This is a genomic window from Nocardiopsis sp. NRRL B-16309, from assembly GCF_001279585.1.
GTDB lineage: Bacteria > Actinomycetota > Actinomycetes > Streptosporangiales > Streptosporangiaceae > Nocardiopsis.
Genome location: NZ_LGEC01000080.1, coordinates 255,827 through 282,183 on the forward strand (window position 1 = coordinate 255,827; position 26,357 = coordinate 282,183).

The 26,357-nt window shown below is 71.6% G+C and carries 31 protein-coding genes and 1 pseudogene; 13 read left to right on the forward strand and 19 right to left on the reverse strand.

Features of this window, described 5'->3' with window-relative positions; translation table 11 throughout:
- Positions 1-60: 60 nt before the first annotated feature.
- The gene (locus tag ADL05_RS17740; protein ID WP_053618078.1) at positions 61-963 is read left to right on the forward strand and encodes a metalloregulator ArsR/SmtB family transcription factor; all 903 of its coding nucleotides are present in this window, start codon (positions 61-63) and stop codon (positions 961-963) included.
- 82 nt (positions 964-1,045) lie between these two features.
- On the opposite strand, the gene ADL05_RS17745 is transcribed toward ADL05_RS17740, so the two are convergent.
- The gene (locus tag ADL05_RS17745) at positions 1,046-1,501 is read right to left on the reverse strand and encodes a hypothetical protein (protein ID WP_197285836.1); all 456 of its coding nucleotides are present in this window, start codon (positions 1,499-1,501) and stop codon (positions 1,046-1,048) included.
- Positions 1,502-1,676: 175 nt separating this feature from the next.
- Between ADL05_RS17745 and ADL05_RS17750 the strand changes: the two genes are divergently transcribed.
- The 4 genes from ADL05_RS17750 (at position 1,677) to ADL05_RS17765 (ending at position 4,948) form a co-directional block, all read left to right on the forward strand.
- Entirely contained in the window at positions 1,677-2,183 is a 507-nt protein-coding gene (locus ADL05_RS17750; RefSeq protein ID WP_053618079.1) for a flavoprotein, read from the forward strand.
- 14 nt (positions 2,184-2,197) lie between these two features.
- Positions 2,198-3,382 (forward strand): helix-turn-helix domain-containing protein, encoded by a 1,185-nt coding sequence (locus ADL05_RS17755; RefSeq protein WP_053618080.1) that lies wholly within the window; start codon positions 2,198-2,200, stop codon positions 3,380-3,382.
- A 104-nt stretch (positions 3,383-3,486) separates the two neighbouring features.
- Positions 3,487-3,795: a hypothetical protein gene (locus ADL05_RS17760; RefSeq protein ID WP_231640794.1), complete on the forward strand. Its 309-nt coding sequence runs from the start codon at positions 3,487-3,489 to the stop codon at positions 3,793-3,795.
- A gap of 103 nt (positions 3,796-3,898) precedes the next feature.
- On the forward strand, positions 3,899-4,948 hold the full coding sequence (locus ADL05_RS17765; protein ID WP_053618081.1) for an NAD(P)/FAD-dependent oxidoreductase: 1,050 nt from the start codon (positions 3,899-3,901) through the stop codon (positions 4,946-4,948).
- A 218-nt stretch (positions 4,949-5,166) separates the two neighbouring features.
- Here ADL05_RS17765 and ADL05_RS17770 read toward each other — a convergent pair whose 3' ends face one another.
- Entirely contained in the window at positions 5,167-5,967 is an 801-nt protein-coding gene (locus ADL05_RS17770; RefSeq protein WP_231640795.1) for a Crp/Fnr family transcriptional regulator, read from the reverse strand.
- Between the two features lie 406 nt (positions 5,968-6,373).
- A complete protein-coding gene (locus ADL05_RS17775; protein ID WP_053618082.1) occupies positions 6,374-6,553 on the reverse strand; it encodes a DUF1918 domain-containing protein in 180 nt (59 codons plus the stop codon).
- Positions 6,554-6,870: 317 nt separating this feature from the next.
- Between ADL05_RS17775 and ADL05_RS17780 the strand changes: the two genes are divergently transcribed.
- Entirely contained in the window at positions 6,871-7,611 is a 741-nt protein-coding gene (locus ADL05_RS17780) for an AAA family ATPase (RefSeq protein ID WP_053618083.1), read from the forward strand.
- A gap of 97 nt (positions 7,612-7,708) precedes the next feature.
- The gene (locus tag ADL05_RS17785; protein ID WP_053618084.1) at positions 7,709-8,557 is read left to right on the forward strand and encodes an NAD(P)H-binding protein; all 849 of its coding nucleotides are present in this window, start codon (positions 7,709-7,711) and stop codon (positions 8,555-8,557) included.
- A 217-nt stretch (positions 8,558-8,774) separates the two neighbouring features.
- Here the strand turns inward: ADL05_RS17785 and ADL05_RS17790 are convergent, their stop codons facing one another.
- From ADL05_RS17790 to ADL05_RS17800, 3 genes are read right to left on the reverse strand one after another with little or no spacing between them, the layout of a single operon-like run.
- On the reverse strand, positions 8,775-9,734 hold the full coding sequence (locus tag ADL05_RS17790; protein WP_053618085.1) for an AraC family transcriptional regulator: 960 nt from the start codon (positions 9,732-9,734) through the stop codon (positions 8,775-8,777).
- A gap of 4 nt (positions 9,735-9,738) precedes the next feature.
- Positions 9,739-9,927: a DUF397 domain-containing protein gene (locus ADL05_RS17795; RefSeq protein ID WP_053618086.1), complete on the reverse strand. Its 189-nt coding sequence runs from the start codon at positions 9,925-9,927 to the stop codon at positions 9,739-9,741.
- Between the two features lie 2 nt (positions 9,928-9,929).
- Positions 9,930-10,733, reverse strand: coding sequence for a helix-turn-helix transcriptional regulator (locus tag ADL05_RS17800; RefSeq protein ID WP_053618087.1), 804 nt, complete (start codon positions 10,731-10,733; stop codon positions 9,930-9,932).
- Between the two features lie 192 nt (positions 10,734-10,925).
- On the opposite strand from ADL05_RS17800, the gene ADL05_RS17805 reads away from it, so the two are divergent.
- From ADL05_RS17805 to ADL05_RS17815, 3 genes are all read left to right on the forward strand, one after another.
- Entirely contained in the window at positions 10,926-11,453 is a 528-nt protein-coding gene (locus ADL05_RS17805; protein ID WP_053618088.1) for an ATP-binding protein, read from the forward strand.
- A 71-nt stretch (positions 11,454-11,524) separates the two neighbouring features.
- Positions 11,525-11,758, forward strand: a complete 234-nt coding sequence (locus ADL05_RS17810; protein ID WP_053618089.1) for a BldC family transcriptional regulator — start codon at positions 11,525-11,527, stop codon at positions 11,756-11,758.
- Between the two features lie 441 nt (positions 11,759-12,199).
- Positions 12,200-12,862, forward strand: coding sequence for an enoyl-CoA hydratase/isomerase family protein (locus ADL05_RS17815; protein ID WP_053618090.1), 663 nt, complete (start codon positions 12,200-12,202; stop codon positions 12,860-12,862).
- 30 nt (positions 12,863-12,892) lie between these two features.
- Here the strand turns inward: ADL05_RS17815 and ADL05_RS17820 are convergent, their stop codons facing one another.
- The 5 genes from ADL05_RS17820 to ADL05_RS17835 all read right to left on the reverse strand — a co-directional run bounded on the left by ADL05_RS17820 (position 12,893) and on the right by ADL05_RS17835 (position 16,758).
- The gene (locus ADL05_RS17820; protein WP_053618091.1) at positions 12,893-14,170 is read right to left on the reverse strand and encodes an Ig-like domain-containing protein; all 1,278 of its coding nucleotides are present in this window, start codon (positions 14,168-14,170) and stop codon (positions 12,893-12,895) included.
- Between the two features lie 368 nt (positions 14,171-14,538).
- Positions 14,539-15,045, reverse strand: a complete 507-nt coding sequence (locus tag ADL05_RS17825; RefSeq protein ID WP_197285837.1) for an RDD family protein — start codon at positions 15,043-15,045, stop codon at positions 14,539-14,541.
- A gap of 431 nt (positions 15,046-15,476) precedes the next feature.
- A complete protein-coding gene (locus ADL05_RS30615) occupies positions 15,477-15,647 on the reverse strand; it encodes a hypothetical protein (protein WP_156365889.1) in 171 nt (56 codons plus the stop codon).
- Positions 15,644-16,144 carry a DUF6463 family protein gene (locus ADL05_RS17830; protein WP_197285838.1) on the reverse strand — a complete coding sequence of 167 codons (501 nt, stop codon included), beginning with the start codon at positions 16,142-16,144 and terminating at the stop codon, positions 15,644-15,646. Before ADL05_RS17830 ends, ADL05_RS30615 begins: the two co-directional genes overlap by 4 nt.
- The gene (locus tag ADL05_RS17835; RefSeq protein ID WP_053618093.1) at positions 16,141-16,758 is read right to left on the reverse strand and encodes a DUF2867 domain-containing protein; all 618 of its coding nucleotides are present in this window, start codon (positions 16,756-16,758) and stop codon (positions 16,141-16,143) included. The genes ADL05_RS17830 and ADL05_RS17835 overlap by 4 nt, the downstream gene beginning before the upstream one ends.
- A gap of 101 nt (positions 16,759-16,859) precedes the next feature.
- Between ADL05_RS17835 and ADL05_RS17840 the strand changes: the two genes are divergently transcribed.
- Positions 16,860-17,417, forward strand: a complete 558-nt coding sequence (locus ADL05_RS17840; RefSeq protein WP_053618094.1) for a TetR/AcrR family transcriptional regulator — start codon at positions 16,860-16,862, stop codon at positions 17,415-17,417.
- An 85-nt stretch (positions 17,418-17,502) separates the two neighbouring features.
- Here the strand turns inward: ADL05_RS17840 and ADL05_RS17845 are convergent, their stop codons facing one another.
- Both ADL05_RS17845 and ADL05_RS17850 read right to left on the reverse strand, forming a co-directional pair.
- Positions 17,503-18,105 (reverse strand): DNA-binding response regulator, encoded by a 603-nt coding sequence (locus ADL05_RS17845; protein ID WP_053618095.1) that lies wholly within the window; start codon positions 18,103-18,105, stop codon positions 17,503-17,505.
- Complete coding sequence (locus tag ADL05_RS17850; protein WP_053618096.1) at positions 18,102-19,250, reverse strand: sensor histidine kinase; 1,149 nt, start codon at positions 19,248-19,250, stop codon at positions 18,102-18,104. The genes ADL05_RS17845 and ADL05_RS17850 overlap by 4 nt, the downstream gene beginning before the upstream one ends.
- A 201-nt stretch (positions 19,251-19,451) precedes the next feature.
- On the opposite strand from ADL05_RS17850, the gene ADL05_RS17855 reads away from it, so the two are divergent.
- Both ADL05_RS17855 and ADL05_RS17860 read left to right on the forward strand, forming a co-directional pair.
- Positions 19,452-20,186, forward strand: a complete 735-nt coding sequence (locus ADL05_RS17855) for a CPBP family intramembrane glutamic endopeptidase (RefSeq protein ID WP_053618097.1) — start codon at positions 19,452-19,454, stop codon at positions 20,184-20,186.
- A 376-nt stretch (positions 20,187-20,562) separates the two neighbouring features.
- Positions 20,563-22,422, forward strand: a complete 1,860-nt coding sequence (locus ADL05_RS17860) for an acetolactate synthase large subunit (RefSeq protein WP_369800957.1) — start codon at positions 20,563-20,565, stop codon at positions 22,420-22,422.
- Here ADL05_RS17860 and ADL05_RS32475 read toward each other — a convergent pair.
- The 6 genes and pseudogenes from ADL05_RS32475 to ADL05_RS17885 all read right to left on the reverse strand — a co-directional run bounded on the left by ADL05_RS32475 (position 22,319) and on the right by ADL05_RS17885 (position 26,213).
- Positions 22,319-22,780, reverse strand: coding sequence for a DUF397 domain-containing protein (locus tag ADL05_RS32475; protein ID WP_369800958.1), 462 nt, complete (start codon positions 22,778-22,780; stop codon positions 22,319-22,321). The two genes, ADL05_RS17860 and ADL05_RS32475, sit on opposite strands and share 104 nt — an antisense overlap.
- Positions 22,777-23,265, reverse strand: a complete 489-nt coding sequence (locus ADL05_RS17865; protein WP_231640796.1) for a VOC family protein — start codon at positions 23,263-23,265, stop codon at positions 22,777-22,779. Before ADL05_RS17865 ends, ADL05_RS32475 begins: the two co-directional genes overlap by 4 nt.
- Positions 23,266-23,736: 471 nt before the next feature.
- Positions 23,737-24,387, reverse strand: a complete 651-nt coding sequence (locus ADL05_RS32480; protein ID WP_156365890.1) for a hypothetical protein — start codon at positions 24,385-24,387, stop codon at positions 23,737-23,739.
- Positions 24,345-24,692: pseudogene (locus tag ADL05_RS17875) on the reverse strand (transposase); the annotation flags it as partial. The gene ADL05_RS32480 and the pseudogene ADL05_RS17875, both read right to left, overlap by 43 nt.
- Positions 24,693-25,031: 339 nt before the next feature.
- Complete coding sequence (locus ADL05_RS30620; protein ID WP_156365891.1) at positions 25,032-25,496, reverse strand: hypothetical protein; 465 nt, start codon at positions 25,494-25,496, stop codon at positions 25,032-25,034.
- A 273-nt stretch (positions 25,497-25,769) separates the two neighbouring features.
- Complete coding sequence (locus ADL05_RS17885) at positions 25,770-26,213, reverse strand: hypothetical protein (protein ID WP_156365892.1); 444 nt, start codon at positions 26,211-26,213, stop codon at positions 25,770-25,772.
- Between the last annotated feature and the right edge of the window lie 144 nt (positions 26,214-26,357).

Sequence of the window (26,357 nt, forward strand, 5' to 3'; positions counted from 1 at the left end):
CGGGACTCTATAGACGAACATCGATGGACGCAACCATAGATCGTCGTCGATACTGGGAACATGACCGTCACGCACGAACACAGCGCGGAGCTGCTGCCGACCGAGGACGCCGAGACCTACGCCGCGTGGTTCGCGTGCCTGGCCGAGCCCACACGGGTCCGCCTGCTGCACGCCATCGCCACGTATCCGGGCGCCGTGAGCGTCGGGCAGCTCGCCGAGGCCGTGGGAGTGCGGCAGCCCACCGTCTCCCATCACCTGCGCAAACTCGCCGAGGTGGGGTTCGTGACCACCTCCCGCGTCGGCACGTCCACCCGGGTCGCCGTCAACGCCGCCTGCTGCACCGGCCTGCCGCACGCCGCCGACGCGGTCATGGGCATGCTGGCGGCGCGCCCCTGCTGCCCCACCGAGGTCCCCGAGGACGTCACCGTGCGCGCCCTGACCGACGCGGACCTGCCCGCCGTCCGCCACCTGCACGCGGCCGGCGCCGAGGCCGGGGACATCCTCGGCGAGGGGGCCGACCTGGACACCGGCTGGCTCGACGGGCACGCGTGGGCGGCCGAGCGCGACGGGACGGTCGTGGGCTGGGCCGCCGCCTGGCCCGTCTCCCGGCTCAGCGCCTACGCGGGCGTGGCCGAGACCAGGGTCCACGTGGCCCGGGGCGAGCGCGGCCGGGGCGTCGGCAAGGCGCTCGCGCGCACGCTGGTGGTCGAGGCCGACCTGGCCGGACTGTGGACCCTGCAAGCCTCGGTCCTACCCGAGGACAAGGCCGCGCTCTCTCTGCTGCACGCATCGGGCTACCGCACTCTCGCCGTGCGCGAGAGGCTCGTCCGGCACCGCGGGGAGTGGAGGGACGTCGTCGTCCTCGAACGCCGCCGCGACGACACCGTCGCCCCCGAGGCCGCCGGTGTGCAGGACCTGCCCGACCCGGTCCCGCGACCGGATTCCGTCACCGCTGATTCCTAGGATCGCGGTACGACGAGCCCTTCCCGGCGCCGCGCGACGCGCACGAACGGGCGGGCGTGGTCGAGGGATCCAACAGCTGACGCTACTGAACGCCGCCGACCGAACCCTGGGCCGATCCGCCGCCGGGCCCACCACTCGATTCGCCACCCAGGCCGTCGCCCGGGCCATCGACCGGACCGCCGCCCGATCCGTCAGGTGCGCCGCCGACCGCGTCCCGGGGCACGCCCGCGCCCGCGCCCCAGCGGTCCAGCCACTTGGCGCGCACCTCGGCGGTGAGGTCGACGCCGTGGTGGTCGGCCAGCAGGAGCACGTGGCAGAACACGTCCGCCAGCTCCGCCCGGAACCGCGCGGACCGCTCCCGGTCGTCGAGCCCCTTGGCCCGGCCCCGGCCGTCCAGGGCGAGGAACGCCTGGGTGAGCTCGCCCATCTCCTCGTGGAGTTTGAGGACGAACCAGTCGGCGTTCCGTTCGATGCCGAAACGGGCCGCGTAGCGGCGCGACACCTGCTCCACCTCGGCGGTCAGGCCGTTGACGTCCACGGGGATCTCGCTCTCTGCGCGGGGGCGGGCGGGTCCATCATGCCCCGGCCCCCGTCGGCGGCGGGGCGGAACGGGCTCCGCATCGGCTTCGTCCCAGGTCAGAGATGCCTCCCCAGCCTCATCCGACTCATGCGAAGCACCACGCACACCGGACATCCGGGGCTACACTCGCGGCATGGCGAAAACCCTCTATCTCGTCATGTCCGGTGCGCCCGCTCCCGAGGGCCTCCCCGCGCTCGTCCGGCTGCTCCAGGCCGACGACTGGACCGTGCGGTGCCTGTCCACCCCCACGGGGCAGCGCTTCCACGACGCCGACGAGCTGGCGGCCCTCACCGGTGCTCCGGTGCGTGTCGAGTACAGACATCCGGGCACCGGCAGACCCTTACCCCCGGCGGACCTCGTGGTCGCCTGCCCGCTCACCTTCAACTCGACGAACAAGTTCGCCGACGGCCACGCCGACAACTTCGCGATCGGCCTGCTCTGCGAGATGGTCGGCTACGCGGTCCCCACCGTCGTGGTCCCCCACTGCAAACCCCAGCTCGCGAGCCACCCGGCCTTCGCCCGCTCCCTCGACACCCTCCGCTCCCTGCCCTCGGTCACACTCCTCTACGACGACCAGGCGCCCTACGAGTCCCGCATGCCCGCGTGGGAGCGGGTCCTTTCCACCGTTCGCACCCTCTAGACGGGAGGCCCGGCGTGGACGCTGCCGCCAGGGGCCAGATCATCCGCCGCAACCGCACACGGCGCGGCTACTCACAGGCCGTTCTCGCGGGGCTGGTGGGCCGCTCCGAATCCTGGCTCTCGCAGGTGGAACGCGGCATCCTCACCGTCGACTCCCACGACGTGCTGACCCGGCTCGCCGACGTCCTCCGGCTGCCCCTCACCGAACTGACCGGAACCGACCACCACGTCCCCGCGCCCCGCTACACGGCGGCGGCGGAGATCGAGCGCGCGATGATGCGCTACCCCGAGGTGTCCGACGGCCCCGTCGACCTCCCGCGCCTGCGCGCCGAGGCCCACCGCGCGCACGCCGCCTACCAGGCGACCCGCTACGGCGAGGTGGGCCGCCGGCTCCCGCGCCTGATCCGGGACGTGGAGGCCGCCGCGCACCGGCGGGGCGCCGACCGCCCGGCGGTGTGCTCGGTGCGCGCGATGGTCTACAACACCACCGCGGCCGTGCTCCGCCGGGTGGGCCAGAAGGACCTCGCCTGGCAGGCGGCCGACCGGGCGATGTCCGCCGCCGAGTGGGCGGACCAGACCCTGCTCTCGGCGGTGGGCGCCTACCGGCTCGCCTACGTGTTCGTCTCCCGGGGCAGGCCCGCGGCCGCCGCCGACCTGGCCATGGCCGCCGCGGCCGTCCTGGAGCGGCAGATGCGCCCGGGGACCGCCGAGGAGCTGAGCGTGTACGGCGGCCTCCACCTGGCCGCGGCGACCGCCGCCGCGGCCGAGTTCGACAAGGCGGCGGTGCCCCGGCTGCTGCGCCAGGCACAGCGCGCGGCCGACCGTCTGGGCCGCGACATGAACCTGCACGGAACCGCGTTCGGCCCGACCAACGTGGCCATCCACACGATCTCGACCCGGGCCAAGGTGGGCGACGCGCGCGCGGCGGTCGCGGCGGGGGAGGCGCTGGACGTGGACTCGCTGCCCGCGGGACTGGTCGGGCGCCGTGCCCAGGTGTGCCTGGACGTGGCCCGCGCCTACACGCAGACGCGACAGGACGCCGCGGCGGTGAACACCCTGCTGGACGCCGAGCGGATCGCCCCGGAACTGGTCCGGCACGACCCGTCGACCGGGCGCGTGCTCCAGGAGCTGATGCGCCGCGAGCACCGGCCGTCCACGCCGGAGCTGCGCCCGCTCGCCCAGCGCGCCGGAGTGGCCTGACCCGCAGGTTCCTGCGGGTCTTTTACCTTCACTCCGCTGTGCGTCACCAAGGGTGACCAGGCCTAACGTCGAGCCGACCACGCGAGCCGCTGAGATGAGGCTGCATGACGGACGACTCCTCCGATCACGGGGTGACTCTCGACGAGCTGGCGGGACTGCTGCGCCCGCGCTCGACACCCGACCGGAGACCGTCGGACGGTGGGCGCCTGCCGATGAGGGGCGCCGCGGAGTACCCGACGTCGGACGCGCTGTACGACGCCCTGTCCGAGATGCTGCGCGTGCGTCCGCGCAACGCGGGGGAGGCGCACCGGGTCATCCGGGAGGCCGACCGGCTGCTGACGGCGCTGGACACGCACATCAAGAACGGAGGGCCGCTGCCGTCCCCGTGGCGCCACGGCCGGGGCACCTGGTAGCCGCGGCCTCCGGCCTGCGCCGGTCCCACCTCGGCGGGCACCGCCCCGGCGCGCCTTGGTACCTTCCTTCCCGGCACTCCCGAGCCGCAGGAAGAGGATCCCCATGTCCGAGTCCCCCGTGGTCGTCATCGGTGCCGGAGAGGCCGGACTGGCCACCGTGGAGGCCGCCAACCGCCACCGCGTCCGGCCGCTGGTCCTGGAGGCCGCGGACACGGCCGGGGGGTCGTGGCCGCACTACTACGAGAGCCTGACCCTGTTCTCGCCCTCCCCCCACGCCTCGCTTCCGGGTCGGGCGATGCCCGGCGGCGAAGCGACCTATCCGCACCGGGACGAGGTCACGGCCTACCTGCGCGACTACGCCGAGCAGCTGGACGCCGACTTCCGCTTCGGACAGAAGGTGACCGCCGTCGAACGCGACGGACGCGGCTTCACCGTCACCACGGCCGACGGCGTCCGGCGGAGCGCACGCGCGCTCGTCGCGGCCTCGGGGACCTTCACCCGTCCGCAGCGGCCGCCGCTGCCGGGCCTGGACGGGTTCACCGGCACGGTGCTCCACTCGTCCGAGTACCGGGTCCCCGAGCCCTTCCGCGGGCAGCGGATCGTGGTCGTGGGCGCTGGGAACTCCGGGGTGGAGATCGCCGCCGAACTGGCGCGGGTGGCCCGGGTGAGCCTCGCCAGCCGCGCCCCGATCGCCTGGGTGGACCAGCGCCCCCTGGGCCGCGACGTCCACTGGTGGGGCGCCGTCACCGGCGTGGACTCCGCCCCGGTCGGCCGGTGGTGGGAGCGGGTGCGGACACCGGTCATCGACGACGGCCGCTTCCGCGCGGCGTTCGCCACCGGCAACCCGGACCGCCGACCGCTCTTCACCCGCCTGCGCGGAGACCGCGTCGAGTGGGCCGACGGGAGCACGGAACCGGTCGACACGGTGCTGCTGGCCACCGGCTACCGGCCCGCACTGGACTTCCTGGACGGCACCGGGGCCCTGGACGCCGACGGCCGCCCCCTGCACTCCGGCGGTGTCTCCACCACCGTCCCGGGACTGGGGTACGTGGGGCTGGAGTTCCAGCGCAGCTACTCCTCGGCCAGCCTGCGCGGAGTCGGCCGCGACGCCCACCGCGTCGTGCGGGGAGTCCTCACCGCACGCACGCCCTGACCCGTCGGACTCCGGGACCGCCGTCGGTAGTGGTACCGGTGTCAGCACGGAACGCTAGCGGCACCGGCCCCCTCGGCGCCCGCCGCCTGGCGGCACCGGCCGCCTGGCTGCCCCGGCACTGGCCCCGGCCCCGGCCGCCCGGTCGGCCCCGGCACTGGCCCCGGCGTCTGCCGCCCTGTCGGCACCAGCGGGCACCGTAGACCGGTCGGCGCACGCCGTCAGTCGGCCCTCTGGGCGAGTCCGTAGTGGTCGAGGATGTCCACGGCGCCGTAGCGCAACCGGATCAGCCCGAGCCGCTCGAACTCCTTGAGCACCTTGTTCAGGGAGGGCCGACAGACGCCGAGCATCTCCGACAGCGTCTGCTGCGGTACCTCGACCGCTCCGGCCTGGGACTCGTCCAGGAGGAGCCGTGCGCTCTGCTGGCTCAGCGAGCGGCTGAGCATGCCCACGACGCGGTCGTAGGACAGCGACAGGCGCTCGGCCATGCCCGACATCCACAGCCGCGCGATCGCGGGGTGCTCCGTCAGGAGCCCATCGAAGGCGTCCGCCGTCAGGGTCAGGCACTCCGAGTCCTCCAGTGCCCGCGCGCGGTAGGTGAAGGGGATCCCCAGCAGCAACTGGACGTCACCCTCGATGCCTCCCGCCCGGAGGATCTGCAGGATCACGGGTCGCTCCTGCTCCTTGACGGCCAGTTCGAGCCGTCCCGAACGCACGATCCACACCGCCGCCTCCCGGTCGCCCTCCCCGAAGGCGAGATCACCGCGTCGGAGCGACCGGGGTTCCAGGCAGGACGCCAGGGCGACGAGTTCCTCGTGCCCTGGCCGCGCGCGACCCCGGTTGTCCAGGCAGGAGACGGTCCACTCCGCCCAGCGGAGGCGTTCCGACTCCAGGATTCCGAGACCGGCCCGGGGAGGCGCGACTCGAGGAGGTGTGGCCCGAGGAGGCGTGGCCCGTGGCGTATCGGTCTGGTCTGCGCGTGTTCCCGGCATGTTCTCCAGTGACTCCTCGACTGAACTCATGTGGGGTGTCGCGGAGCGGGCGCTGCGGGTGCCGCGGGGGAACGCGCCCGCTCGGGGGGCATCGGTCGGCGGGACCGAACGCGTCGGTCCCCTGGTCCTGGACTGTGCGCCGTCGTCGTCCACGTCCTGGTCGCTCGTTCCTCGGATGCGCTCACTCGTCGGGAGCGTCGAGGTCAGCCAACCCCTTCGACCTCGTGAAATCCACTCTGGCGCGAGAGAACCGCGGATCTTCGACGGTGTCGTGCGGTGTGGACGAGGGGAGGCGCCGAACGCGCGGAGGCGGGTACCGGTCGTTCGGCCACGAATCGAGCGGAAGCCGGTCCGCGTGCCGGGAGTGCGACGAGGGGCGCCCGACGGCAGGGTCGTGCGCCCCTCACAGCATGCGGCCGCCTAGAGCGTGTTCCGCCTAGAGCTTCTGCTGGATCTGGTGGCTGAGGACGTTGACGGACTGCTGGTCCTCGTCATCGGTGATCGTGAACTGCGCACCGTTGCCCTTGCCCCGCACCGCCTGGATCCGGCCGGTGCGGACCTCGTCGTCGTGACGGCTGCTACGGAACTCCACGCGGTCGCCCTGCTTGAACGTCATCTCGATGTTCTCCGTTCTCGAACTTCTCAAGGTCGGCGCTTCGCCACGGACTCGGGCGGATGAGGCGCCGATGACTACGGAAAGTATCAAGTTGATCTCATTGTGGAGCGGCGTGGCGGGCCGACTGTCGAGTCTTGACAGTTTCCGCCGTGTCAGTGCCGGGGAGCCGGGCCCGCCGGGGCCGGGCACCCATGGAAGGGACCGGTGGCCGGCCCCGGTGAACGCGGCCGCGGACGCGATGAGCACGGCGCCCGTCCCAGGGATGTCCGTGCCGTGCGGTAGCTTCGCCCGCGCACCGAACGACGGAGGTAGGCGGCGTGTTCGTCGAAGGCATCGACATTCCCGAGGGTCTCGAACCCGTGGACCCCACCGAGTGGCCCTACTCGGTCCCGTCCGTGGGCCGACTGCTCTCCGACCCGCTGGAGTTCCGCGCCCCCATCACCTTCCTGGTCGGCGAGAACGGCTCGGGCAAGTCCACCCTCGTCGAGGGGATCGCCGAGGCCTACGGGCTGGACGGGCGCGGGGGCCGCGCCGGGCGCAAGTACGCCAACAACCGTCCCAAGGGCGTCCTGGGACAGCGGCTGCGCCTGGACCTGTCCCGGCGCGCCGCCCGACAGCGCCAGCTCGGACGCCGCTCCCAGACCGGGTTCTTCCTCCGCGCCGAGACGACCTTCGGGCTCGCCGAAGCGGTGTCGGGGCTGCCCGGCTACTGGCCGGAGGACCTGGCCGAACACAGCCACGGCGAGGGCTTCCTCATCATCCTCCGGAGCATGTTCGACAAGCCGGGCCTGTACCTGATGGACGAACCCGAGGCGGCGCTCAGCTTCCTGTCGTGCCTGCGCCTGGTCGGGGTGATGCACGACCTGGCCGAGTCCGGATCCCAGATCATCTGTGCCACGCACAGTCCGCTGCTCGCGGCGCTCCCGGGCGCCGACGTCATCGAGGTGGGCGACCACGGCGCCCGCCGGGTGCGGTGGGACGAGCTGGACATGGTCGACCACTGGCGGCGCTACCTGTCCGACCCCGGCACGTACCTGCGCCACGTCATCGAGCCCTGACCGCGCGCCCGGCCGCGGGGCCGCCGGTGTACGCACGCCTATGCGCGGCGGACTCCGGCGCATGGCCCCGGGCCGTGCCGCGCGCCAGGATTCCGGTATGGACAACGCGCCAGTACTCGTCATCGGAGCGACCGGCAAGACCGGCCGCAGGGTTACTGCCCGCCTGCGGGAGCAGGGCATCGAGGTCAGGGCGGCATCGCGCTCGGGAGAGGTCCGGTTCGACTGGGCCGATCCGGACACGTGGAAGCCCGCCCTGGAGGGGGTGTCGGGGGTGTACGTCGTGCCCCTGGACGCGCCGCCCTCGCGCACACCGGCGCTGGTCGAGGCCGCCGTGGCCGCGGGAGTCGGCCGCCTGGTGCTGCTGAGCGCCCGCGGTGTGGACGTGCCCGGCTACTTCGGGACCGACACCACCGCCAGCGAGCTCCACCTGGCGGGCGAGCGCGCGGTACGCGATTCCGGGGTGGAATGGACGATCCTGCGGCCGAGCTGGTTCGCGCAGAACTTCAGCGAGGGCGACTTCCGGGACGCCATCGTGGCGGGCGAGCTGGCGCTGCCCGCCGGGGACGGCCGGGCGGCGTTCGTCGACACCGAGGACATCGCGGCCGTGGCGGTCGCCGCCCTCACCGAGGACGGCCACGCGGGCACGACCTACGAACTGACGGGGCCGCGCGCGGTCGGGCTGGCCGAACTCCTGGGGGAGATCGGCCGGATCGCCGGGATCGAGACGAGCTACGTGCCGGTCAGCGAGACCGCCTTCCAGGACGCGCTGGTCGCGGAGGGCGTCTCCGCGGCGGACGCCAAGCTGTGGTCCGACGCCCTGTACGCGATCCGGAGCAGCGGTGACGCGGTGGTCGCCGACGGAGTGCGCCGAGCCCTGGGCCGGGAGCCGCGCGACATCGCCGACGTCCTTCGGGACGAGCACGCCCGAGGCGCCTGGAAGCAGTGACCCGGACGGGCCTCCCGGTCGGTCGGGGCCAGTGTCCGGCCCGGGGCCCGTGTCTGGCCGAGGTGTCCGGCCCAGGGGGCCGTGCCCGACCCGTCGGGTCTGGCCTGGTCGGTCGTGGCCCCGTTTCCCAGGGGCACTGTGCCTGACCCGCCCGTGCCGGACCCGAACCGGCCACGCGTTCTCCTTGGGGTCCGTGACCCCGCGGCCACGGCCGGTTTCAACCGACCGGGTCGGCGACCTCCACCCGCGGGGCCCGCGTGTTGTCGGGTTCCCCAGCGGCGAGCCCCTGGCGGAAGGCGGTCGGGCTCACCCCGCGCACCCGCTTGAAGGCGGCGCTGAACCCGAAGGCGTCCGCGTAGCCGACCCGGCGGGCGACGGCGGCGACGGTCAGCTCCGGCCGGGCCAACAGGTCGGCGGCCAGGGTCATCCGCCACCGCGTGAGATAGGTGACCGGGCCCTCGCCGACCAGCTCGGTGAACCGCTTGGCCAGCGTCGTGCGCGAGACCCCCGCACGGGCCGCCAGTGACGCCGTGGTCCAGGGCTCGGCCGGACGGTCGTGCAGGGCCCGCAGCGCCGGGCCGACCACGTCGTCGCCCAGGGCCCCGTACCACTGGGGCCGCTCGGCCTCGGGCCGGTCGAACCAGTCGCGCAGCGCGCACACCAGCAGCCAGTCCAGCATCCGGTCCAGGACGGTCTGACGACCCGGACCACCGGTGGCGATCTGCGCCTCCAGGTAGTCGCGCAGCGGGCCGCAGTCGCCGTTGTCGGGGACCACGAGCACCGTGGGCAGGACACGCAGGAGGTGGTGGGGGACCTCGGCGCGCACGTCGTAGGCTCCCGCCAGCAGCACGGTGCGGCCGGACAGCTCCCCGGGGTCCTCCTGGACGGTCGCGGGGGACGCACCGCCCACCTCCCGTGACGGGACTGGGCCGGACGCGGCCGGGTCATCGGTGAAGGAGAAGGGATCCGGCCCCCGGACGATCGCCGCCTCGCCCGTCGCGACGCGCCGGGGGGTTCCGGTCGACGGTACGATCCAGCCCGCGCCGCGCAGCGGTGTGCACAGCGTGAGGTAGGGGGCGTCGGTGAACCGGAGTGACCACGGCGGTCGCAGGACCGACTTCCCGAAGACCGAACCGCGTCCCCTGACCCCGCTCAGCAGTGTGTCGACCACGTCCATGCCGTCACTGTAGGCGGGACCCGTCCCCCCGCAACCCGCGGACGAAGCCGCGCCACTCGGCGGGCGAGAACGACAGGTGGCCGGCCGCACGGTGGCGGGTGTCGCGGACGTCCGCGCCGTCCGGTTTCTCCCGGACCTCGACACAGTCGTTGCTGCCGCCGCTGTACGTCGACTTGTGCCATTCATCAGCCATCGCTATTCCATCCTCTTCATCTCTTCGTGGATCGCCCGCAGTGACGATTCCGGATCCAGGGCCACGCCCTGGAGGGCGGCGAACAGCATGCGTCGTCGTGCCACGGATGTCGAATTCGTGAGAACGCGGCCCTCTTCCGCGCTTTCCACATAGGCGATGTCGGGATCATCGCGCATCGTGAGAACTCGAAACGACCCGGAGTTTCCAGGATGCTTCGGATGGTCGGTCGGGACGACCTGTAGTGTGAGCCGTTCCCGTTCGGCCAGGGCTGCGATGTGGGCGAGTTGTTCACGCGTGGCGTGCGGACCACCGTACCTGCGGCTCAACAATGACCGGTCGATGACCAGCCACAGCATCGGATGCAGGGACTCGTCCATATGGCGGGCCCGGTCCATGCGCTCGCGCACGCGGGCGGAGATCTCGTCCGGCGGCAGCCAGGGGAGTGCGGACCGGATGAGCGCGCGTGCGCACCCCTCGGTCTGAAGATAACTCGGAAAGGCCAGGGCCTGGTATTCGTACACCGCTTCCGCTTCTTGTACGGCGGTGGCGATCTCGTCCAACCAGGCCGGCCGTCTGCCGCCGGTGAGATCGTCCCATAAACGCTCCAGTTGACCGAATCCAATGGCCCCGTCCAGCGCCGAACGCAACTGGGCCGAGGGGTTCGCCTTTCCCCGTTCGATGTCCGAGATCTGGGATTTACTGCTGTTGACGCGGCGTGCCAGAGCCGTCTGTGTCAAGGACACCTCGTTGCGGAGACGCTGCACTTCCCGCCCGTAGCGAAGGAGCGCTTGCTTGTGAGGGGGCATAGGTCTAGCACAGCACACGGCACCTCCGCCGTGGAGCTATTCCGGAAGATTCCGGTGACTCCGGAAGGTATCCGAAGCGCTACCGAACGTCTTCCCCCGAGGTCGTCGCGGCGGGATCGTGGAGTCCACGGGTGCGGACCGGATGTCCGCGGCCGTGCACAGTCGTGGCCCTGACGCCGACCGGGAGCAGCCGTGGACACTCGACCCGCCCTGTCCGTGAACATCAGCCTCACCGAGGCCAGAATCGGACGCCCGGGATCGCCCGGCGATCTCGCACCGGTCCTGCCCGAAGGCGGGCGGCCGGTGGCCCTGGAGCTGACCGTGCCGGGCCTGCCGTCCCAGGCCCGCGCGGTCCGCCGCTACCTGCACGACCTCACCGCCGACCTGCCGGTGCCCGCGGCCCCGGCGGTGTGGATGGGCTCCGAGCTGTTCGCGAACGCCGTGCTGCACAGCCGGAGCGGCGACCCGGGCGGGACGGTCACCGTCGGCGTGTACGAGTGGCCCGACCGGATCCGGGTGCGGATGGTCGACGACGGCCCCCGTCCGGAGTCGGTCGGCGGCCCGCACGTGCGGCCGCTCGACCTGGACGAACCGGGCGGACTCGGACTGCGCGTGGTGTCGACGGAGGCCGCGCGCTGGGGCGTGGAACACCCCGGTGACGGGCGCACCGGCGTGTGGTTCGACCTCGACCTGCCCGGTCCGTCGCGCGTGTGCCGGTGAGCGCCGCCGTACCGCGTACCCGCGAAACCCCCGGGGACCCCGCCCCCGCCCTTCCAGGAAAGGACCCTCACGTGCCCCCGAACCCCGATTTCCCCGCGCACTCCAGCGCCTCCCTCGAAGACGAGGACGACCTGCTGACGTCACCGGAGGTGGCCGCCCTCTTCCGGGTCGACGTCAAGACCGTGTCCAGGTGGGCGGTCCAGGGCCGCCTGCCCAGCTTCCGCACCCCCGGCGGACACCGCCGCTTCCCCTCGGGCGAGGTCCACGCCCTGCTCGCCCGCAGCCACACCCCGATCCGGAGCTGACCGGGTCGCCCGAGCCGGGGCCCGGTCGTGGGAACACCGTCGGCCGGGCGCCCACCAGGATCGCCCCCCGCCCGGCCGGGCCACCGGAGCCGTCGGCCGGGTCTCGCGGGCGTGTGCCCGGTCGGGCCACCGGAGCGCTCGGCCGGGTTCCGGCCGAGTTCCGCGGCGGAGCGTTCGGCCGGCTCTCGTAAGGGAGCGCCCGGCTGGACTCGTACGGGAAAGGGCCCGGCCGGGCCACCGGAGCGCTCGGTCAGATCCCGGCCGAGCGGCCCATCGGAGCGTTCGGCCAGGTCGCGTGCGGCAGCGCGTGTCAGGTGCCCCGGCTCCGGTCGTCCGGTATCCGGGTGCGCGACGGCAGCCCTCAGGGCTCTCCGTGCCGTCGGACAGCGGCGGTGTAGGTTACTTATCAGTAGTGGCCGACGTCACCCCCTGAGGAGCCGCATGCCCACCCTTGACCGCCACGACGACGTCTTCGTCCTCGACCTCGGTGACGGTGAGAACCGCCTGCACCCCGACTGGCTCACCGGGGTCGACGCGGCCCTGGACGAGGTCGAGAAGGCCGAGGGCCCGCGCGCCCTGGTGACCACCGCGACCGGCAAGTTCTACTCCAACGGACTGGACCTCGACTGGCTGTTCGCCCACCCCGAGGAGCACCCGGACTACGTCGCGCGGGTCCAGGACCTCCTGGCACGGATGCTGTCCCTGCCGGTCTTCACGGTGTCGGCCGTCCAGGGGCACGCCTTCGCCGCCGGTGCGATGCTCTCCCTGGCCCACGACGTCCGCGTCATGCGCGCCGACCGCGGCTTCTGGTGCCTGCCCGAGGCAGACATCAACATCCCGTTCACGCCCGGCATGTCCGCGCTCATCCAGGCACGACTGGCCCCGCAGGTCGCGCACGTGGCGATGACCACCGCCCGCCGCTACGGCGGCGACGACGCGCTCGCCGCCGGGATCGTCGACCACGCCGTGCCCGAGGACGACGTGCGCCCGACCGCGGTGGAGATCGCCGGCGCGCAGGCGGCCAAGGCGGCGCACCCGACCCTGGGGACGATCAAGTCCCGCCTGTACGGCCCGGTCCTGGAGCTGCTCAGGGAACGCGGCTGACCCGGCGGCGGCCGACGGCCGCCCCCGGGATCACAGGCCCTCGCCGTGCACGGACCCGGGGGTTCCCCCGGTCGTGGCGTAGCCGCCCGCGCCGCTCAGGTCCTGCCACTCCTCCCAGGAGCGCTGCCAGTAGCCCCAGCCGTTGTTCCACTCCACCTCGCGGTCGGTGCCGGTGGTCTCCAGCACGTCGCCCATGAGGGTGTTCTCGTACAGCCACCTCGCGTCGTCCATCCGCAGGTTGGTGCAGCCGTTGGACGTGTTCGCGATGCCGATGTTGGTGTTCGAGGACGCCTCGTGCAGGTACTCGCCGGAGTTGGTGACGCGGATCCCGTACTGGACCGTGGTGTTGTACGAGGGCAGGTTGTCCGGTTTGTCGGTGGTGGAGGAGTCCATCTCCACGGTCTCCCGCCGCTCCATCAGGGCGTGGACGCCGCTGGTCGTGGTGTTGAAGTGCTCACTGGCGAGGCCGTTGCTGACGGGGATGACGCGCTCCTCCTCGCCGTCGGTGGTGACGACGAGTTCGTGGTCGGGCACGTGCATCGTCAGGATCCGCTCGGCTCCGATCTCGAAGTCGAGGCTGTAGTTGCGGACACCGAACACGCCGTCGGCGGCCTCCACACCGGCCAGGTGCATGTCGACCCGGACGTTCTGGTGGGGCTCCCAGTACTCCTCCGGCCGGAAGACCACCGTCCGGTCGCCGTCGAGCCATCCCCAGGCGCCCTCGACGCCCTGGTCGGAGACCACCTCCAGGGCGTTCTCGATCTGCGCCTTGTTGGTCACCGGAAGGTCGAACTCGACCACGATCGGCATGCCCACGCCGACCGTCTCGCCGCTGTTGGGGAAGTTCCGCACCAGTTCGAGGCGCTGCCCGGCGACGGCCGGGGCGGTCGTGAACTCGGCGACCTCCTCGCTCCGCGCGCCGGACCCGTCCTCGACGGTGGCGGTGACGACGACCTCGGCGCCGGGCCGCAGGGCCCAGTCGGCGACCCACGCCCCGCCGTCCTCGTCGAGCGTTCCCGAGACCTCGTAGAGCGCGGGATCGTCGTCCTCGTCGCCCACCGTGCCGGCCTCGTCGACCACGACCTGCTCCACGCGCACGTCGGTGACGGTGCCGCCCTCGGCACTGACGCGGACGGGGGTGTTCGGCGCGACCTCCTCGGCCCCGGCCTCGGGGGTGATGCTCACCTCGACCGGATCCGCGGCGCCGGCCGGCGGCTCGGAACCGGAGGTGCAGGCGGTCGCGGCGAGGACGAGCACCGCCGCCACGGCACCGGTTCTCCGCCTCGCCGACTGGTGGATCCTGGTCATCACGTCCGTACCCCCCGCTGCGCGCACACCCTTCACGGAGTGGGACGCGTGAGGGCGGGGAAGGTTCGGACACGGCGCCGAACGGTATGCGTTGGTGACCTTTGGGGGTGGTCCGTCCCCGTGGGGGCCGGTTCATGCCCGTACCTGCCTGGAACGAGCTACATCTTCCCTGGATGACCTGTACATGCCCGAAACCATCGGTTCGTGTATGCCTGGGGCGCCCTGTGCCTGCCCGGGAAGGCCTGTCTCCGCCGGGACGACGTACATCTGCCCGGGGCGGCTGGTTCGTGCCTGCGGCCACCGGGGCCGCCACGCGTCGGGCCCGCCCCCGAACGAGGGCGGGCCCGTGCCTGCGCGCGCACGTCGGCTCAGTCGCGGGTGCGCACTACGAGCGTGTCCGCCACCATGTCGCCCACCCGCTGGTTCCGGTCGGAGGCCAGGATGACCACCAGCCCCACCAGGCCGTAGAGCAGGCCGTCGACGATGAACATCAGAACACGGACGAGGTGCCGTGCCCCCGACACCGGGCTGCCGTCACCGCGGATGATCCTGATCCCCATCAGCATCATGCCGGGCGTCTGTCCCTTCACACTCATGGCCGGAACGAGCGCCCAGTAGGCCAGGAAGAGGGCGATGGCCAGAACCGCGAACACCGTGTTGGCGAGCACCGCCGCCCATGGCGCGAGCGCGCCGTCCTGGCCGGGCGCGATCCCCAGTGGGACGAACACCGCGAAGGCGAGGCTGATGACGATGGCGACGGCGATCCCGGTGACCACCGTGTCGATGATGTACTGCGCGGCCCTGCGCCACACGACATTGACGTCGCCGGGCTCGGACCGGTAGGCGGCGGCGGCAGAGGGCGGCGCGACTGGCACCGCCTCTCCCTCCTGGCCGGCGGTCGCCTCGTGCCGTCCGGGTCCGCGCCGTTCCTGGTGGGGCACGTCCGCTTCCGTCGGCGGCCGCCCCTCCGCGTGGGGCCGGGGCGGGGGCGGTGCGGGGTGCTCTTCCCGGGTTCCCGAGCGCGGATCGCCGGGATCTGGCCTGTGTTCTCCCGTACTCATGCTTCCTCCCGAGATCCCGAAGGGCCGTGCGTGGCCGTCCGTGCCGACCGCTGCTCGCGGTCGCCCGCGTTATCCCCCGTCCGACCTGCGCGATTCTCCTTTTGCACCAATATGTCCGGGGTCTTGATCGGGACTTGGCAGGCGTGGGGCATACCGGTCCGGCACACGGACCGGGGCTCTTCGACACACCGGTCCGGACTCGCGGGCACGGGCGCGGGTGGTGGCGTCCGGTCCGGACACAGGACTCAGGGCAGGAGGGCCAGCGCCCGCCCCAGGTTGTGCTCGGCGATGCCCAGCATCACCTCCCGTTCGGGGAAGTCCCCGTCGAGCCGCTCGACGCCGGTGATCCGGTAGGCGGACCCCAGCGCCTCGCGCACCGCGTCCGACAGGTCTTCGTTCGTCGCGAATCCGTTCATCGGTCGAACGTAGCCGGAGCCGTGGTCGCCCGGTCCGTGCGGTCCGTGCGGTCCGCCCGGCCCTTCCGGCCCTCCCGGTCCGCGCGGTCCTGTCTCCGCTTCGCCAGGACGACGAGCACACCGGCGATGGCGCCCACGAAGTAGGGGGACGGCACGAGCAGGACACCGCCGACGAGGCACCACACCGCGAGGCCCCAGCCGAGCCACGCGGGCACGGACACGCCGCGCCCGGCGAGGTGCCAGGTCAGACAGCCGAGCAGGATCAGCGGGACGGCGAAACTGCCCGGCCCCGCCCAGAACGTCAGCGCGTTCCGCAGGGCCGCCGCGGTCACCTCCGCTCCGGCCAGGTCGAGCGGGACGGCCGCCCACACGCCCCGGCCCGCCCAGCCCGCGATGTCGGTCCAGGAGAAGACGGCCAGCAACGACAGGTGCCCCGCGCCGAGCACGATCATGATGCCGCTCGCCCAGCGCAGCAGGCGCACGCCCGGGCGCGTCACCGGTTCGCACCGCCCTGTGCCGTCGGCGAGCCGTCGCGGTGGAGCCAGGCGTGCTCCCACTGCCGGGTCAGCGCCGGATAGACGACGAGGTAGCGGAACGGTGCGATCGCGGCCATGTAGAGCCGCCCGAACCAGCCGTTCGGCTTGACGAGGACGGCCATCCTCAGCTCGTGGTCGCCGTTCGCGCCCCGCACCCATCCCAGGTGCATGACAGTGTGCACGGTCCTGTTCGCGAGTTCGCGGGCGGACTCCGTCGCGGTCTCGTAGACCGCCTTCAAGGGCATGTCGTCGCTGTCGTGGCCCGGGAAGGCGTCGCGCAGGTCGTCGGGCAGGCGGTCGCGGAGGGAGGCGACGCGCGCGCCCGTTCCCGCCTTCGGGTCGTCCCAGCCCAGGAGCGCGCCGAGTCTCCACCGGACGGCGAACAGGAGCCTGGCCAGACCCGCCTGCCGCGGGACCCAGTCGATCCCGCGCATCGCTTCCAGCATCACGGGGAAGTCGTCGGGCCCGGCCCCGGGCGTGCGGTAGGCCCACACGTCCTCGACCTCGAAGTCGGGCGCCAGTCGGCGGATGAGCCAGGGGTGCTCGGTGTGGGCGGTCTTCGCGAGGCGTGCCATGCTTCGACCTCTCGTTCTATACGGAGCCGTATATTGTTTCTGTACGGTACCGTACACATCATCGACACGACAGACCGGGACCCCGAGGAACAGGTGAGCACGTGCCTCCGACCGCCCGTACCCCACGCGGCCGCTGGATCGACGCGGGTCTGGACGCCCTGGCCAGGGGCGGTCCCGACGCCGTGCGCGTCGAGGTCCTGGCCGCCGACCTCGGCGTCACCAAGGGCGGCTTCTACGGCTACTTCGACGGCCGCGCGGCACTGCTGAGGGAGATGCTCGACGCCTGGGAGGCCCGCAGCACCAACGACGTCCTCGCCCGGGTCGAGTCCGAGGGAGGGGACCCGGCCGAGAGGTTCCGGCGCGTCGGCGAGCTGACGTTCTCCGACGACCTGCACCGGATCGACATCGCCGTTCGCGAGTGGGCCCGCCAGGACCCGGAGGTCGCCGCACGGCTCCGGCGCGTCGACAACGTCCGGATGGAGTTCCTCCGGACGACGTTCCGGTCGTTCGTCGACGACCCCGACGAGGTGGAGGCCCGGTGCACGCTGGCCTTCGGGCTCGCGATCGGCCGCCACTTCATCGCCGCGGACCACGGGGGACGCACCCAGCGCGAAGCCGTGATGCTGGCGGGCGAACTCCTCCTGCGCCCGCTGGCCTGAGCACGCCCTCGCGTTCCCGGGCTCCGGCGCGGCCCGGGCCCCGCCCCTCGCCCCAGGGGCGCGAGGCCGATCGCCGATCCGTCGGCTACAGCCAGTCGTGCTCCCGCGCGTACCGCGCCGCCTCGTGCCGGGTCCGCGTCTGGGTCTTCTGCATGGCGTTCGAGAGGTAGTTGCGCACCGTGCCCTCCGCCAGGTGCAGCCGGGCGGCGATGTCGGCGGCCGAGTAGCCCTCACCCGTCGCCCGCAGCACGTCGACCTCCCGGTCGGTGAGCGGATTGTCGTCGATGACCGCGAGCGCGGACACGTCCGGATCGACCCACCGGCGCCCCGCGCGCAGGGTCGTGATGACCGACGCGATGTGCGCCGGTTCGGCGGCCTTGCTCACGAAGCCCTGCACGCCGAGCTTGAGCGCCCTGCGGAGCACACCGGGCCTCGCGTGCCTGGTCAGCATGAGGATCACCTGCTCGGGCAGGGCGTCGCGGATCCGCGCCACGGCGCCGAGGCCGTCCAGGCCGGGCATCTCCAGGTCGATGACGAGCACGTCGGGCCGGTGCCGGAGCGTGGCCTCGACGGCCGACTCGCCGTCCTCGGCCTCGGCCAGCACGGTGACGTCCCCTTCGAGGGGAAGCAGGGCCGCCATCGCCTTGCGGAGCAGGGCCTCGTCGTCGGCGAGCACCACGGTGGTCATCGGTCGTCCTCCACGTTCTGTTCCTGCCCGGTGGGCCGGGGGGCGAGGCGCGGGAACGACGCGGCGGTCACGAAGCGGCCCTCGTCCTGCTCCGCGGTCAGCTCGCCGCCGGCGCCCTCCACCCGTTCCCTGAGCGCGGCGAGCCCGGCCAGGTCCGGCGGTACCGTCGCCGCCGCGCCGTCGTTGACGATGCTGATGCCCGTCTCCGTCAGGGTGATCCGGACCCGCTCCGCCTGTGCGTGCCGCAGGACGTTGGTCGTCGTCTCCCGCAGGACCTGGCCGAGCATCTCGCTCGTGCGGGTGTCGGCCTCGGCCTCGCGGTCGACGCGCACGTCGATGCCCGCGGCCTCGAAGAGGTTCTTGGCGTTCTCCAGTTCCGCGGAGAGGTTGAGGCGCCGCTGCGCGTAGGCGAGCTCCCTCGTCCGGGTGATGGTGTCCCCGACCAGGGCGTGGATCTCGCGGAGCTCCTCCTCGGCCCGGTCGGCGTCCGCGCGCACCAGCCGTTCGGCCAGGGCGGCCTTGAGTTTCACGACATGGAGCGTGTGCCCCTGGATGTCGTGCAGGTCCCCGGCGAACCGCACGCGCTCCCGCGCCACGGCCAGCTCCGCCTCGCGTTCGCGGGACGCCTCCAACCGCGTGACGAGGTCGCCGACCACCCGGTCGAGGAAGGTCAGGACGACCGCGGCCGCGGCGATGCAGGCGGAGACGAGGACGTACCGGAGCAGCACGCCGAGAACGTCCTCCTGCCCCTGGAACAGCTTCACCACGGGCCCCGCGCAGAACAGGGCGGACAACCCCAGGGCCGCGGCGCGGCGGTGTCGCGGCAGGTCGAGGACGGCGAGCGTGCCCGTCACCCCGAGGCCGAAGGAGGCCGTCCCCAGGTCCGCCAGCACGACACCGGCGAACCACACGCCCGCGGTGACGGCCAGGCAGGGGAGCAGGACGCGGGAGCCGCGGACCGACCCCCGCCGTGAGACGGCCACCAGAGCCGCCACCAGACCCAGGGCGAGGAGGGCCGCCTCCTGCCAGGTCCGCGCGTCGATCGACACGAGCAGCGCCCCGACGACGGAGAGCGAAGCGGTCACGATCGAGCGGCTGACGGCGCGCAGGAGTTCCGGCGCCGTCCCCGCGTTCTCGGACGTCATACGGGCCTCTCCGGGATGGGACGGCGGGTCGGTCCCAGTATTCACCCGGCTCCAAGGGGCCACCAGTGACGCCGCGTCACCTCTTCACCCGTCGATGCGTCATGGCGCGGTCGTGACGCGGCGCCACTGCCGGACGGGCGCGCCGACGGCTGTACTCGGAACCGGGACATCGGAGACCGAGAGAACAGGGAGCCCGCCGCCATGCCGACAGACCACTCCGCCGACCCCCGTCCTGCGGCCACGGCCGGTGCCACGTCCCCGGTACGTCCGGGCTGGCCCGAGATCGTGGTCGGCCTGCTCGCGCTGACGGCCACCGCGGCCGCCCTCGTGTTCTTCGGCCCGCGCGGCCCCCTGGACCTGGACCCGGTGGTCCTCGGGCTCGTCGTGGCCGCCTGGTCCGGCGTCGCCGGGCTCGTCGGCTTCGCCGCCGCCGCGGTGCTGCGCGTGCGCTCGCTCGGTGCCTTCGGGATCCGGCGCACCACGTGGCGCTGGATGATGATCGGCGCGGCCTGGGGAGTGGTCGCGCTCGCGGCCAAGGGTGCGCTGATCCTCGGCATCACCGCGCTGACCGGCTTCGACAGCAACCCGCAGGGCATGTACTACGACGCGGCTGGCGGCGGCGCGCCGGCTCTGGCACTGACCGCTCTCTTCCTGGCCGTGCTGACCCCCATCGGGGAGGAGTTCCTCTTCCGCGGCGTCATCACCAACGCCCTGCTGCGCTACGGCCCCATGGTCGGAGTCCTCGGCGGCTCAGCGGTCTTCGCCCTCTTCCACGGGATCAACATCATCCTGCCCGCGGCGTTCGTCGTGGGCGTCATCGCCGCCGAGGTGATGCGCCGCAGCGGCTCGGTCTGGCCCGCGGTGGCCGTCCACGCGGTCAACAACCTCGCCCTGCCGCTGCTGGTCCTCGTCACGGGCACCACCGGCCCGGCCTGACCAGGAGCCGAACCTGCCCGCCTGAACAGGATCGGAAGACTGGGCGCCTTCCGCGGGACCAGGCCACCAGTAGTGGCAGAAGGGATGCGAACCTTCATAACCGCTTCCCGGTCCGTGACCGCGTGGGCTACGCTGGCTCGGAGCCTTGGCGGTACCGATCCCTGGGACCGCCCGGCCGTATCCGGCGCAGCCGGGTCGCCCGGACGCCGCGAGCCATCCGCCGCGGCAGTGCGACCACGGTGTGGGCAGTTCCTATCTGGATCACTCTGAGCCCGGCGACCGTCCCCCTCGCATCGCAGCCGCCCTCCCTTGTCGTGGGCAGGGCCGCGGTGCGTGATCCAACGCGTCGAGGAGTGTCCTCTTGTCCCTCTCATCGGTGCCTGCGGCACACAGCCCGTCCACGCCCGCACCCCTCCCGCCCACCACGGCCGGTCGCCTGTCCACGGCGGCCAGAACCGTGGCGAAGCGACCCACTGATACCCGGACCGAACCCGAGTCGACCGGCGCCGAGGCGATCGTACGCTCACTCGAAATGCTCGGGGTGACGGACGTCTTCGGCATTCCGGGTGGCGCGATCCTTCCCACCTACGACACGCTCATGGACTCGTCCCGCATCAGGCACGTCCTAGTCCGCCACGAACAGGGCGCTGGACATGCCGCCGAGGGCTACGCCGCCGCCACCGGCCGGGTCGGTGTGGCGATGGCCACGAGCGGGCCGGGCGCCACGAACCTGGTCACGGCGATCATGGACGCCCGCTTCGACTCGGTGCCCCTGTTGGCGATCACCGGGCAGGTGCCGTCCGCGGCGCTGGGAACGGATGCCTTCCAGGAAGCCGACATCGTGGGCATCACGGTGCCCATCACCAAGCACTCCTACCTCGTGACGGAGGCGTCGGAGATCCCCGGCGTCATCGCCGAGGCCTACAGGCTTGCCTTGGACGGCAGGCCGGGGCCGGTGCTCGTGGACATCACGAAGGACGCCCAACAGGGCACGGCCCCCTTCGTCTGGCCGCCGGAGGGCCACGAATCGCCCGCCGTCTCCACAGCCAAGGTGAGCCGGTCGCAGATCCGTCGTGCCGCCGACGAGATCGCGCGGGCTCACCGGCCGGTGCTCTACGTGGGCGGCGGAACGGTGCAGGCCGGGGCAGCGGCCGAACTGCGCGAACTCGCCGATCTGGTCGGAGCGCCGGTCGTCACGACGCTCATGGCCCGTGGAATCCTGCCGGACTCACACCCGCTCAATCTCGGGATGCCGGGCATGCACGGAACCGTGCCGGCGGTGCTCGCCATGCAGCGGTCCGACCTCCTCGTGGCGATCGGGGCGCGATTCGACGAGCGTGTTACCGGGGACCGGGCACTGTTCGCACCGGACGCGCGCGTCGTGCACATCGATATCGACGCGGCGGAGATCTCCAAGCTCCGGCACGCGCACGTGCCCCTCGTGGCCGACGCGCGCACCGCACTCCCCGAGCTGAGCCGAACACTTCGTTCGCTCGGGGAGGACGCGCGAGCGGACCTCCGCGCGTGGTGGTCGTTCATCGAAGGGCTCCGGCAGGGGTATCCGCTGGGCTTCTCGCCGACGAGCGACGGGCGTATCGCGCCTCAGCACGTGATCCAACGGATCGGCCTGCTGACCGGCCCGGACGCGATCTACACGGCCGGTGTCGGGCAGCACCAGATGTGGGCCGCCCAGTTCATCGGCTTCGAGCGCCCGCGCGCCTGGCTCAACTCCGGTGGAGCCGGAACGATGGGCTACTCGATCCCCGCGGCCATGGGCGCGAAAGTCGCCGCACCCGACCGGGTCGTGTGGGCGATCGACGGGGACGGCTCGTTCCAGATGACCAACCAGGAACTGGCGACGTGCGCCCTGAACGACATCCCGATCAAGGTCGCCGTCATCAACAACTCGTCGCTGGGGATGATCCGGCAGTGGCAGAACCTGTTCTACGATCGGCGCTACTCGAACAGCGACCTCGGTTCCGGGCGGGACACCGCCCGCATCCCCGACTTCGTCCGTCTGGCCGAGGCGTACGGGTGCGCGGCTCTGCGGGTGGAGGACGAATCCGAGATCGACGCGGCGATCGAGACGGCACTCGGGATCAGCGACCGGCCGGTCCTGATCGACTTCGTCGTCAGCGCCGACGCCATGGTGTGGCCGATGGTGCCGCAGGGCGTGGGCAACGACCGGATCCAGTACGCACGCGACCACGAGGCGGCGTTCGGCGACGGCGCGTGAGGACACGAAGAGAGCCGATCCCCGAGAGGAAGCCGGTCCAGGCCGAGGCGGGAAACTCCAGGGAGGGCAGGTGGGGGTTCTGGCTATCCCGGACGCCGGTGACGGCCCCTTCCGAGACCTCTACACAGGTCCCGGCCTCGTTGCTGTGGCTGGACTTGTGCCAGGACTCTGTCGGGATGCTCATCTGTGGGACCTCGTTCATGCGTCGAGTTCGGTGATTCGGGTTCGGATCAGGTCGCGGGAACGCTCTTGGGAGATGGCCGCCGCTCGGAGGTGGTTCGACCTCTTGGGCCGCCGACCTGGCCGGGTCCTCCTCCGTGCGGATCGCGGTGGCGGGCGCCCTGGTCTGCTTCGTCATGTGGGGGTCGTCGTTGCGCCACTGCTGGAATGCCTCGGGCGGGTCCAGAGCCGGTCCCGCTCAGGGAGCGGCCGACGGTTGGACGATGATCTGCCAGAGATGGCCGTCAAGGTCGCCGCAGACCCCCGAGTAACCCCACGGGTGCCGCTCGGGCTCGGTGACGACCTCTCCCCCGGCGTGCCTGGGGCGCGTTCGATCACGTCGGCGACGTCGCTCTGGGTGGTGACCGCCATGCTCAGCAGGCACTCGTTGGACCCGGACGGTGCGACCTCGCGGTCGTCACCGAGGACCCAGCCGAACCCTCCTGTGGGGACGAGCATCAGCAGTGCCTGGTCGTTGATCTGGAACTGGAGCGGTTCAGGAACACCGTCTTCGGCCGGTTCGCCCATGGGTTCCAAGCCGAAGGCCTCGCGGTTGAACACCATCGCGCGCCACCGGTCGGCGATGGGAAGGCTGATGACGAGTGTGCCGGTGAGCGAGGACATGGGGCTCCGTTCGCCGTGTGCCTGGCATGGTCACCCGCTCTGACCTTCGGCGCCGGCCGAACTCATCGCGAGGTGGGGTTGCACTCGCCTTGTACCAAAGAGCACACCAGGAGCACTTTCGAGGTGCCGGACACGAGAAAACCTTGAGAATGGAGGGGTGGTCCAGGGGATCGAGCCCTGAACCCGCGGATCAAAAGTCCACGTGAATGCGGGGGATTCGTTCCGTTATGTGCTTGTTTGTTATTTTCTGCCCCGGCGTCGTGGGGCTGCCGGAGGCCGTGCAAGACCACCGGGGCCTACCTGGTTCCGAAACACCGGAGCCATCACGGAGCGATTCCGGTCCGGAGCACCCGTCCTCGAACAGGGGCTGTGCGGGGCTGGCGGTGATCTTGTGCGCGAAGCCGGCCGCCATGGGGGTTGCTCTGTGCACGGTGGAAATGACACCCGCAGTGTGGCGCCACCTCTTCGTTGTCAGCGGGAAAGGCTCTCGTTCTCCTGCTGGAACGAGGCCAGGACATTGTTGACTTCGGCGGGAAGCCTGCCAGAAGGCGGACGGGGAGTCGGCACCTGGAGCTGGATGAGCTGCGAGGGCTGTGGGCGCTGAGAGGGGCCTGTCCGCACCATGTGTTCGATGCGGTCGGCATAGCCGTTGAAACCCTGCGATTCGTGCCATGCGTACGACGGGCCCTGCGTCGTGAGCGGATCGAACCCCCACCTTTCGATCCTCGCCGCGGCCTCGTTCTGCAGGATCGGGTCGGCCAGCGCTGCTCGGCGCCTGACCTTGCGGATGACGAAGAACGTGACCCCCAGGCCGACGAACAGCGCCAGTGATACGGCTCGTTGGATGATTGGTCCGGAGGTGTCGGGGTCGTCGAGGGCCCTGCAGTCGGACATCACCAGAATGCTGTCCGGCTCGTTGAGCATCTCAACGCATTCCGCATAGGTGAGTTGGCCGGTATCAGCGAGATCCGGGGTCATCGCCGCGATAAGGATCTGAAAGAGCAGGCTGAGCGTGAATAGACCGGCGATGACAAAACTCAGGATGGAAGCGATTTTGAGGCCGGTCGGACCTGTCAGGTCCCCCCTTTGAGGGCGCGCATGTTGACCGAGTCGATGGCGCACCGTGACCAGTCCAGCTCACCGCGAGCACCGAGTTCGTCCAGGACCAGCCGGTGCAGCTTGGCCCAGACCCGGGCGCGGGTCCACTCGGTGAAGCGGCGGTGCGCAGTGGGCCCGGACGGGCCGAACACCGGCGGGAGCTGCGCCCAGGTACAGCCGGAGGTGGACACGAAGATGATCGCGGCCAGCACCTCACGATCGCCGTGTCTGCGCCTACCGCCACCCTGGGGTCGGGTGGGCGGTTCGGGCACCACCCGCTGGAACAGTTCCCACAGCTCATCCGGCACAAGGCGTTCAACCATCGACACGCGGCCAGGTTACCGAGAATCCAAATGAGATGAGCTCTAAAAGGGTGCTATCGGGGGTTAATACAGAAGTTGATACACAACCGGGGCGTGACGTGCCTACGGCATGACGTACCTACGCCACCGGTTCCGTGACCGTTCCGTGATCAAACACGGGGGTCCACCGCCAACCGCTGTAGCGGCCCTCCTCGCCCGGGTCCGTGCCGTGTCTACGGCATGACGTGAGTACGGCGTCGCCGCACCCACGAACGGCCCCGCCCGGCTCGGGCGGGGCCGTCATCGTGGTCGGGTTACTCGCCGTCTCCGAACACCCCCATGTCGGGCTTCTCCGGCTCCGGCTACTCAGACCCTCGGTGAGCCCTCGAGGGAATAGCTATTGGCGTAGCCCCAGGCAAACACGCTTTCAGCGACTTCGATGGTCGACCCGAAGCACACCGACCACGAGTTCAACAGGACGGTTCCCGTGCCACAGTCCCAGTTGCCCCAATTGGCGGCATATGAGCTATTCAGGGCCACCCGTGCAGGGACGTACTGGCTGTATCTGCCGTTGTTCCGCACGATCACCGCCCCCTGCACGCTCGCCCCACTCGGCGATCTGATCGCGCACACCTGTGCGACCAGGTTGGTGCCAACGCTCTCACTGCCGTCGCAGCGCCAGGTGCTGGAGCTGGAGGTGATCGGGTTCGTGTTGCCGTACCGCACCCACGTACCGGTCGCGGCGGCGGCGGGTGTGGCGGTGGCCAGGCTCAGCCCGAGTGCGACGGAGGCGACGGCTACCGCCGCGGCGGCCTTCTTCTTCCACAGCATGGCGGAAACTCCTCGTGTCAAAGGTAAATAGGCGAGGACAGTGTGCCGCACCATGGCCGATCAGCCAAGACCTCAGGGGCGCGCGGGTGCGGCATGGCCGGATGTGGCCACACTTACGCGGAAGAGGCTGGAGGCCCGCGCGAGCACCCACTCGCAGCTGCCGTCATCGGAGGTCAGAACCGTCCGATAAGTGGACATAGCACGCGGCGAAGGTAGACCACTCTGAACGCCCGGATTGGTCTACCTTCTGACCTGCGGAAATGCCACGGCTGGTCAATGGGAGGTGGCTCCTGGGCGCCTATCCGCGCGGCGTGCTTCCCGTTCGGCCCGGCGCCGCTGCTCTGCCTCGACGCGGGCCGTGTACTCCGCGGGGATGCCGTCCGGGGCGTCCTCGACCACGGTTCGCTTGCGCGCCAACATCCGGATGACGTCGGGGTCGGCCGTGTAGGTCACCCCGTCGACCCACCACACCCGTTCGCCCTCGTGCGGCCCGGGGGTGGCCACGACCTTCCCCATCTTCGGTCTGGTGTCGTGGGTGATCCTGCGCAGGGTCGGCGCCGGGTCGTCGACGTCCGCGCACCACTGTGCGGCCTCGTCGGCTGTGCGCGGCACGGTCTTCCCGGACCGTAGGCGCCGCAACCGGTCCTGGGCGCGCATCCGGGCGCCCAACTCCTGTGCCGCATCGAGGCGCTTCCAGAAGTCCTCTCCGGGTCTCACCGGTCCCCCTCCCCAGCGGCCAGGAGGGCGGCCACCTGCCGTGCGAGCGCGTTCGTGGTCAACGCCGCCGTGGGCGAGGAATCGATCGCCCACCCGACCACACGCCGCGAGCACACGTCCAGCACCACCGCGCAGTAGACCTTG

Excerpts from the sequence above, each read along its gene's own strand:
- ADL05_RS17855 (WP_053618097.1), top strand. The coding sequence starts at position 19,452 with ATGCCGACAGACCACTCCGCCGACCCCCGTCCTGCGGCCACGGCCGGT.
- ADL05_RS17765 (WP_053618081.1), top strand. The coding sequence starts at position 3,899 with ATGTCCGAGTCCCCCGTGGTCGTCATCGGTGCCGGAGAGGCCGGACTG.
- ADL05_RS30615 (WP_156365889.1), bottom strand. The coding sequence starts at position 15,647 with ATGAACGGATTCGCGACGAACGAAGACCTGTCGGACGCGGTGCGCGAG.
- ADL05_RS17795 (WP_053618086.1), bottom strand. The coding sequence starts at position 9,927 with ATGGCTGATGAATGGCACAAGTCGACGTACAGCGGCGGCAGCAACGAC.
- ADL05_RS17845 (WP_053618095.1), bottom strand. The coding sequence starts at position 18,105 with ATGACCACCGTGGTGCTCGCCGACGACGAGGCCCTGCTCCGCAAGGCG.
- ADL05_RS17800 (WP_053618087.1), bottom strand. The coding sequence starts at position 10,733 with ATGCCCCCTCACAAGCAAGCGCTCCTTCGCTACGGGCGGGAAGTGCAG.
- ADL05_RS17865 (WP_231640796.1), bottom strand. The coding sequence starts at position 23,265 with ATGTCCTCGCTCACCGGCACACTCGTCATCAGCCTTCCCATCGCCGAC.
- ADL05_RS17760 (WP_231640794.1), top strand. The coding sequence starts at position 3,487 with ATGACGGACGACTCCTCCGATCACGGGGTGACTCTCGACGAGCTGGCG.
- ADL05_RS17770 (WP_231640795.1), bottom strand. The coding sequence starts at position 5,967 with ATGAGTTCAGTCGAGGAGTCACTGGAGAACATGCCGGGAACACGCGCA.
- ADL05_RS17835 (WP_053618093.1), bottom strand. The coding sequence starts at position 16,758 with ATGGCACGCCTCGCGAAGACCGCCCACACCGAGCACCCCTGGCTCATC.
- ADL05_RS17740 (WP_053618078.1), top strand. The coding sequence starts at position 61 with ATGACCGTCACGCACGAACACAGCGCGGAGCTGCTGCCGACCGAGGAC.
- ADL05_RS17790 (WP_053618085.1), bottom strand. The coding sequence starts at position 9,734 with ATGGACGTGGTCGACACACTGCTGAGCGGGGTCAGGGGACGCGGTTCG.
- ADL05_RS17750 (WP_053618079.1), top strand. The coding sequence starts at position 1,677 with ATGGCGAAAACCCTCTATCTCGTCATGTCCGGTGCGCCCGCTCCCGAG.
- ADL05_RS17815 (WP_053618090.1), top strand. The coding sequence starts at position 12,200 with ATGCCCACCCTTGACCGCCACGACGACGTCTTCGTCCTCGACCTCGGT.
- ADL05_RS17785 (WP_053618084.1), top strand. The coding sequence starts at position 7,709 with ATGGACAACGCGCCAGTACTCGTCATCGGAGCGACCGGCAAGACCGGC.
- ADL05_RS17820 (WP_053618091.1), bottom strand. The coding sequence starts at position 14,170 with ATGACCAGGATCCACCAGTCGGCGAGGCGGAGAACCGGTGCCGTGGCG.
- ADL05_RS30620 (WP_156365891.1), bottom strand. The coding sequence starts at position 25,496 with ATGCTGTGGAAGAAGAAGGCCGCCGCGGCGGTAGCCGTCGCCTCCGTC.
- ADL05_RS17775 (WP_053618082.1), bottom strand. The coding sequence starts at position 6,553 with ATGACGTTCAAGCAGGGCGACCGCGTGGAGTTCCGTAGCAGCCGTCAC.
- ADL05_RS32475 (WP_369800958.1), bottom strand. The coding sequence starts at position 22,780 with ATGACGAAGCAGACCAGGGCGCCCGCCACCGCGATCCGCACGGAGGAG.
- ADL05_RS17850 (WP_053618096.1), bottom strand. The coding sequence starts at position 19,250 with ATGACGTCCGAGAACGCGGGGACGGCGCCGGAACTCCTGCGCGCCGTC.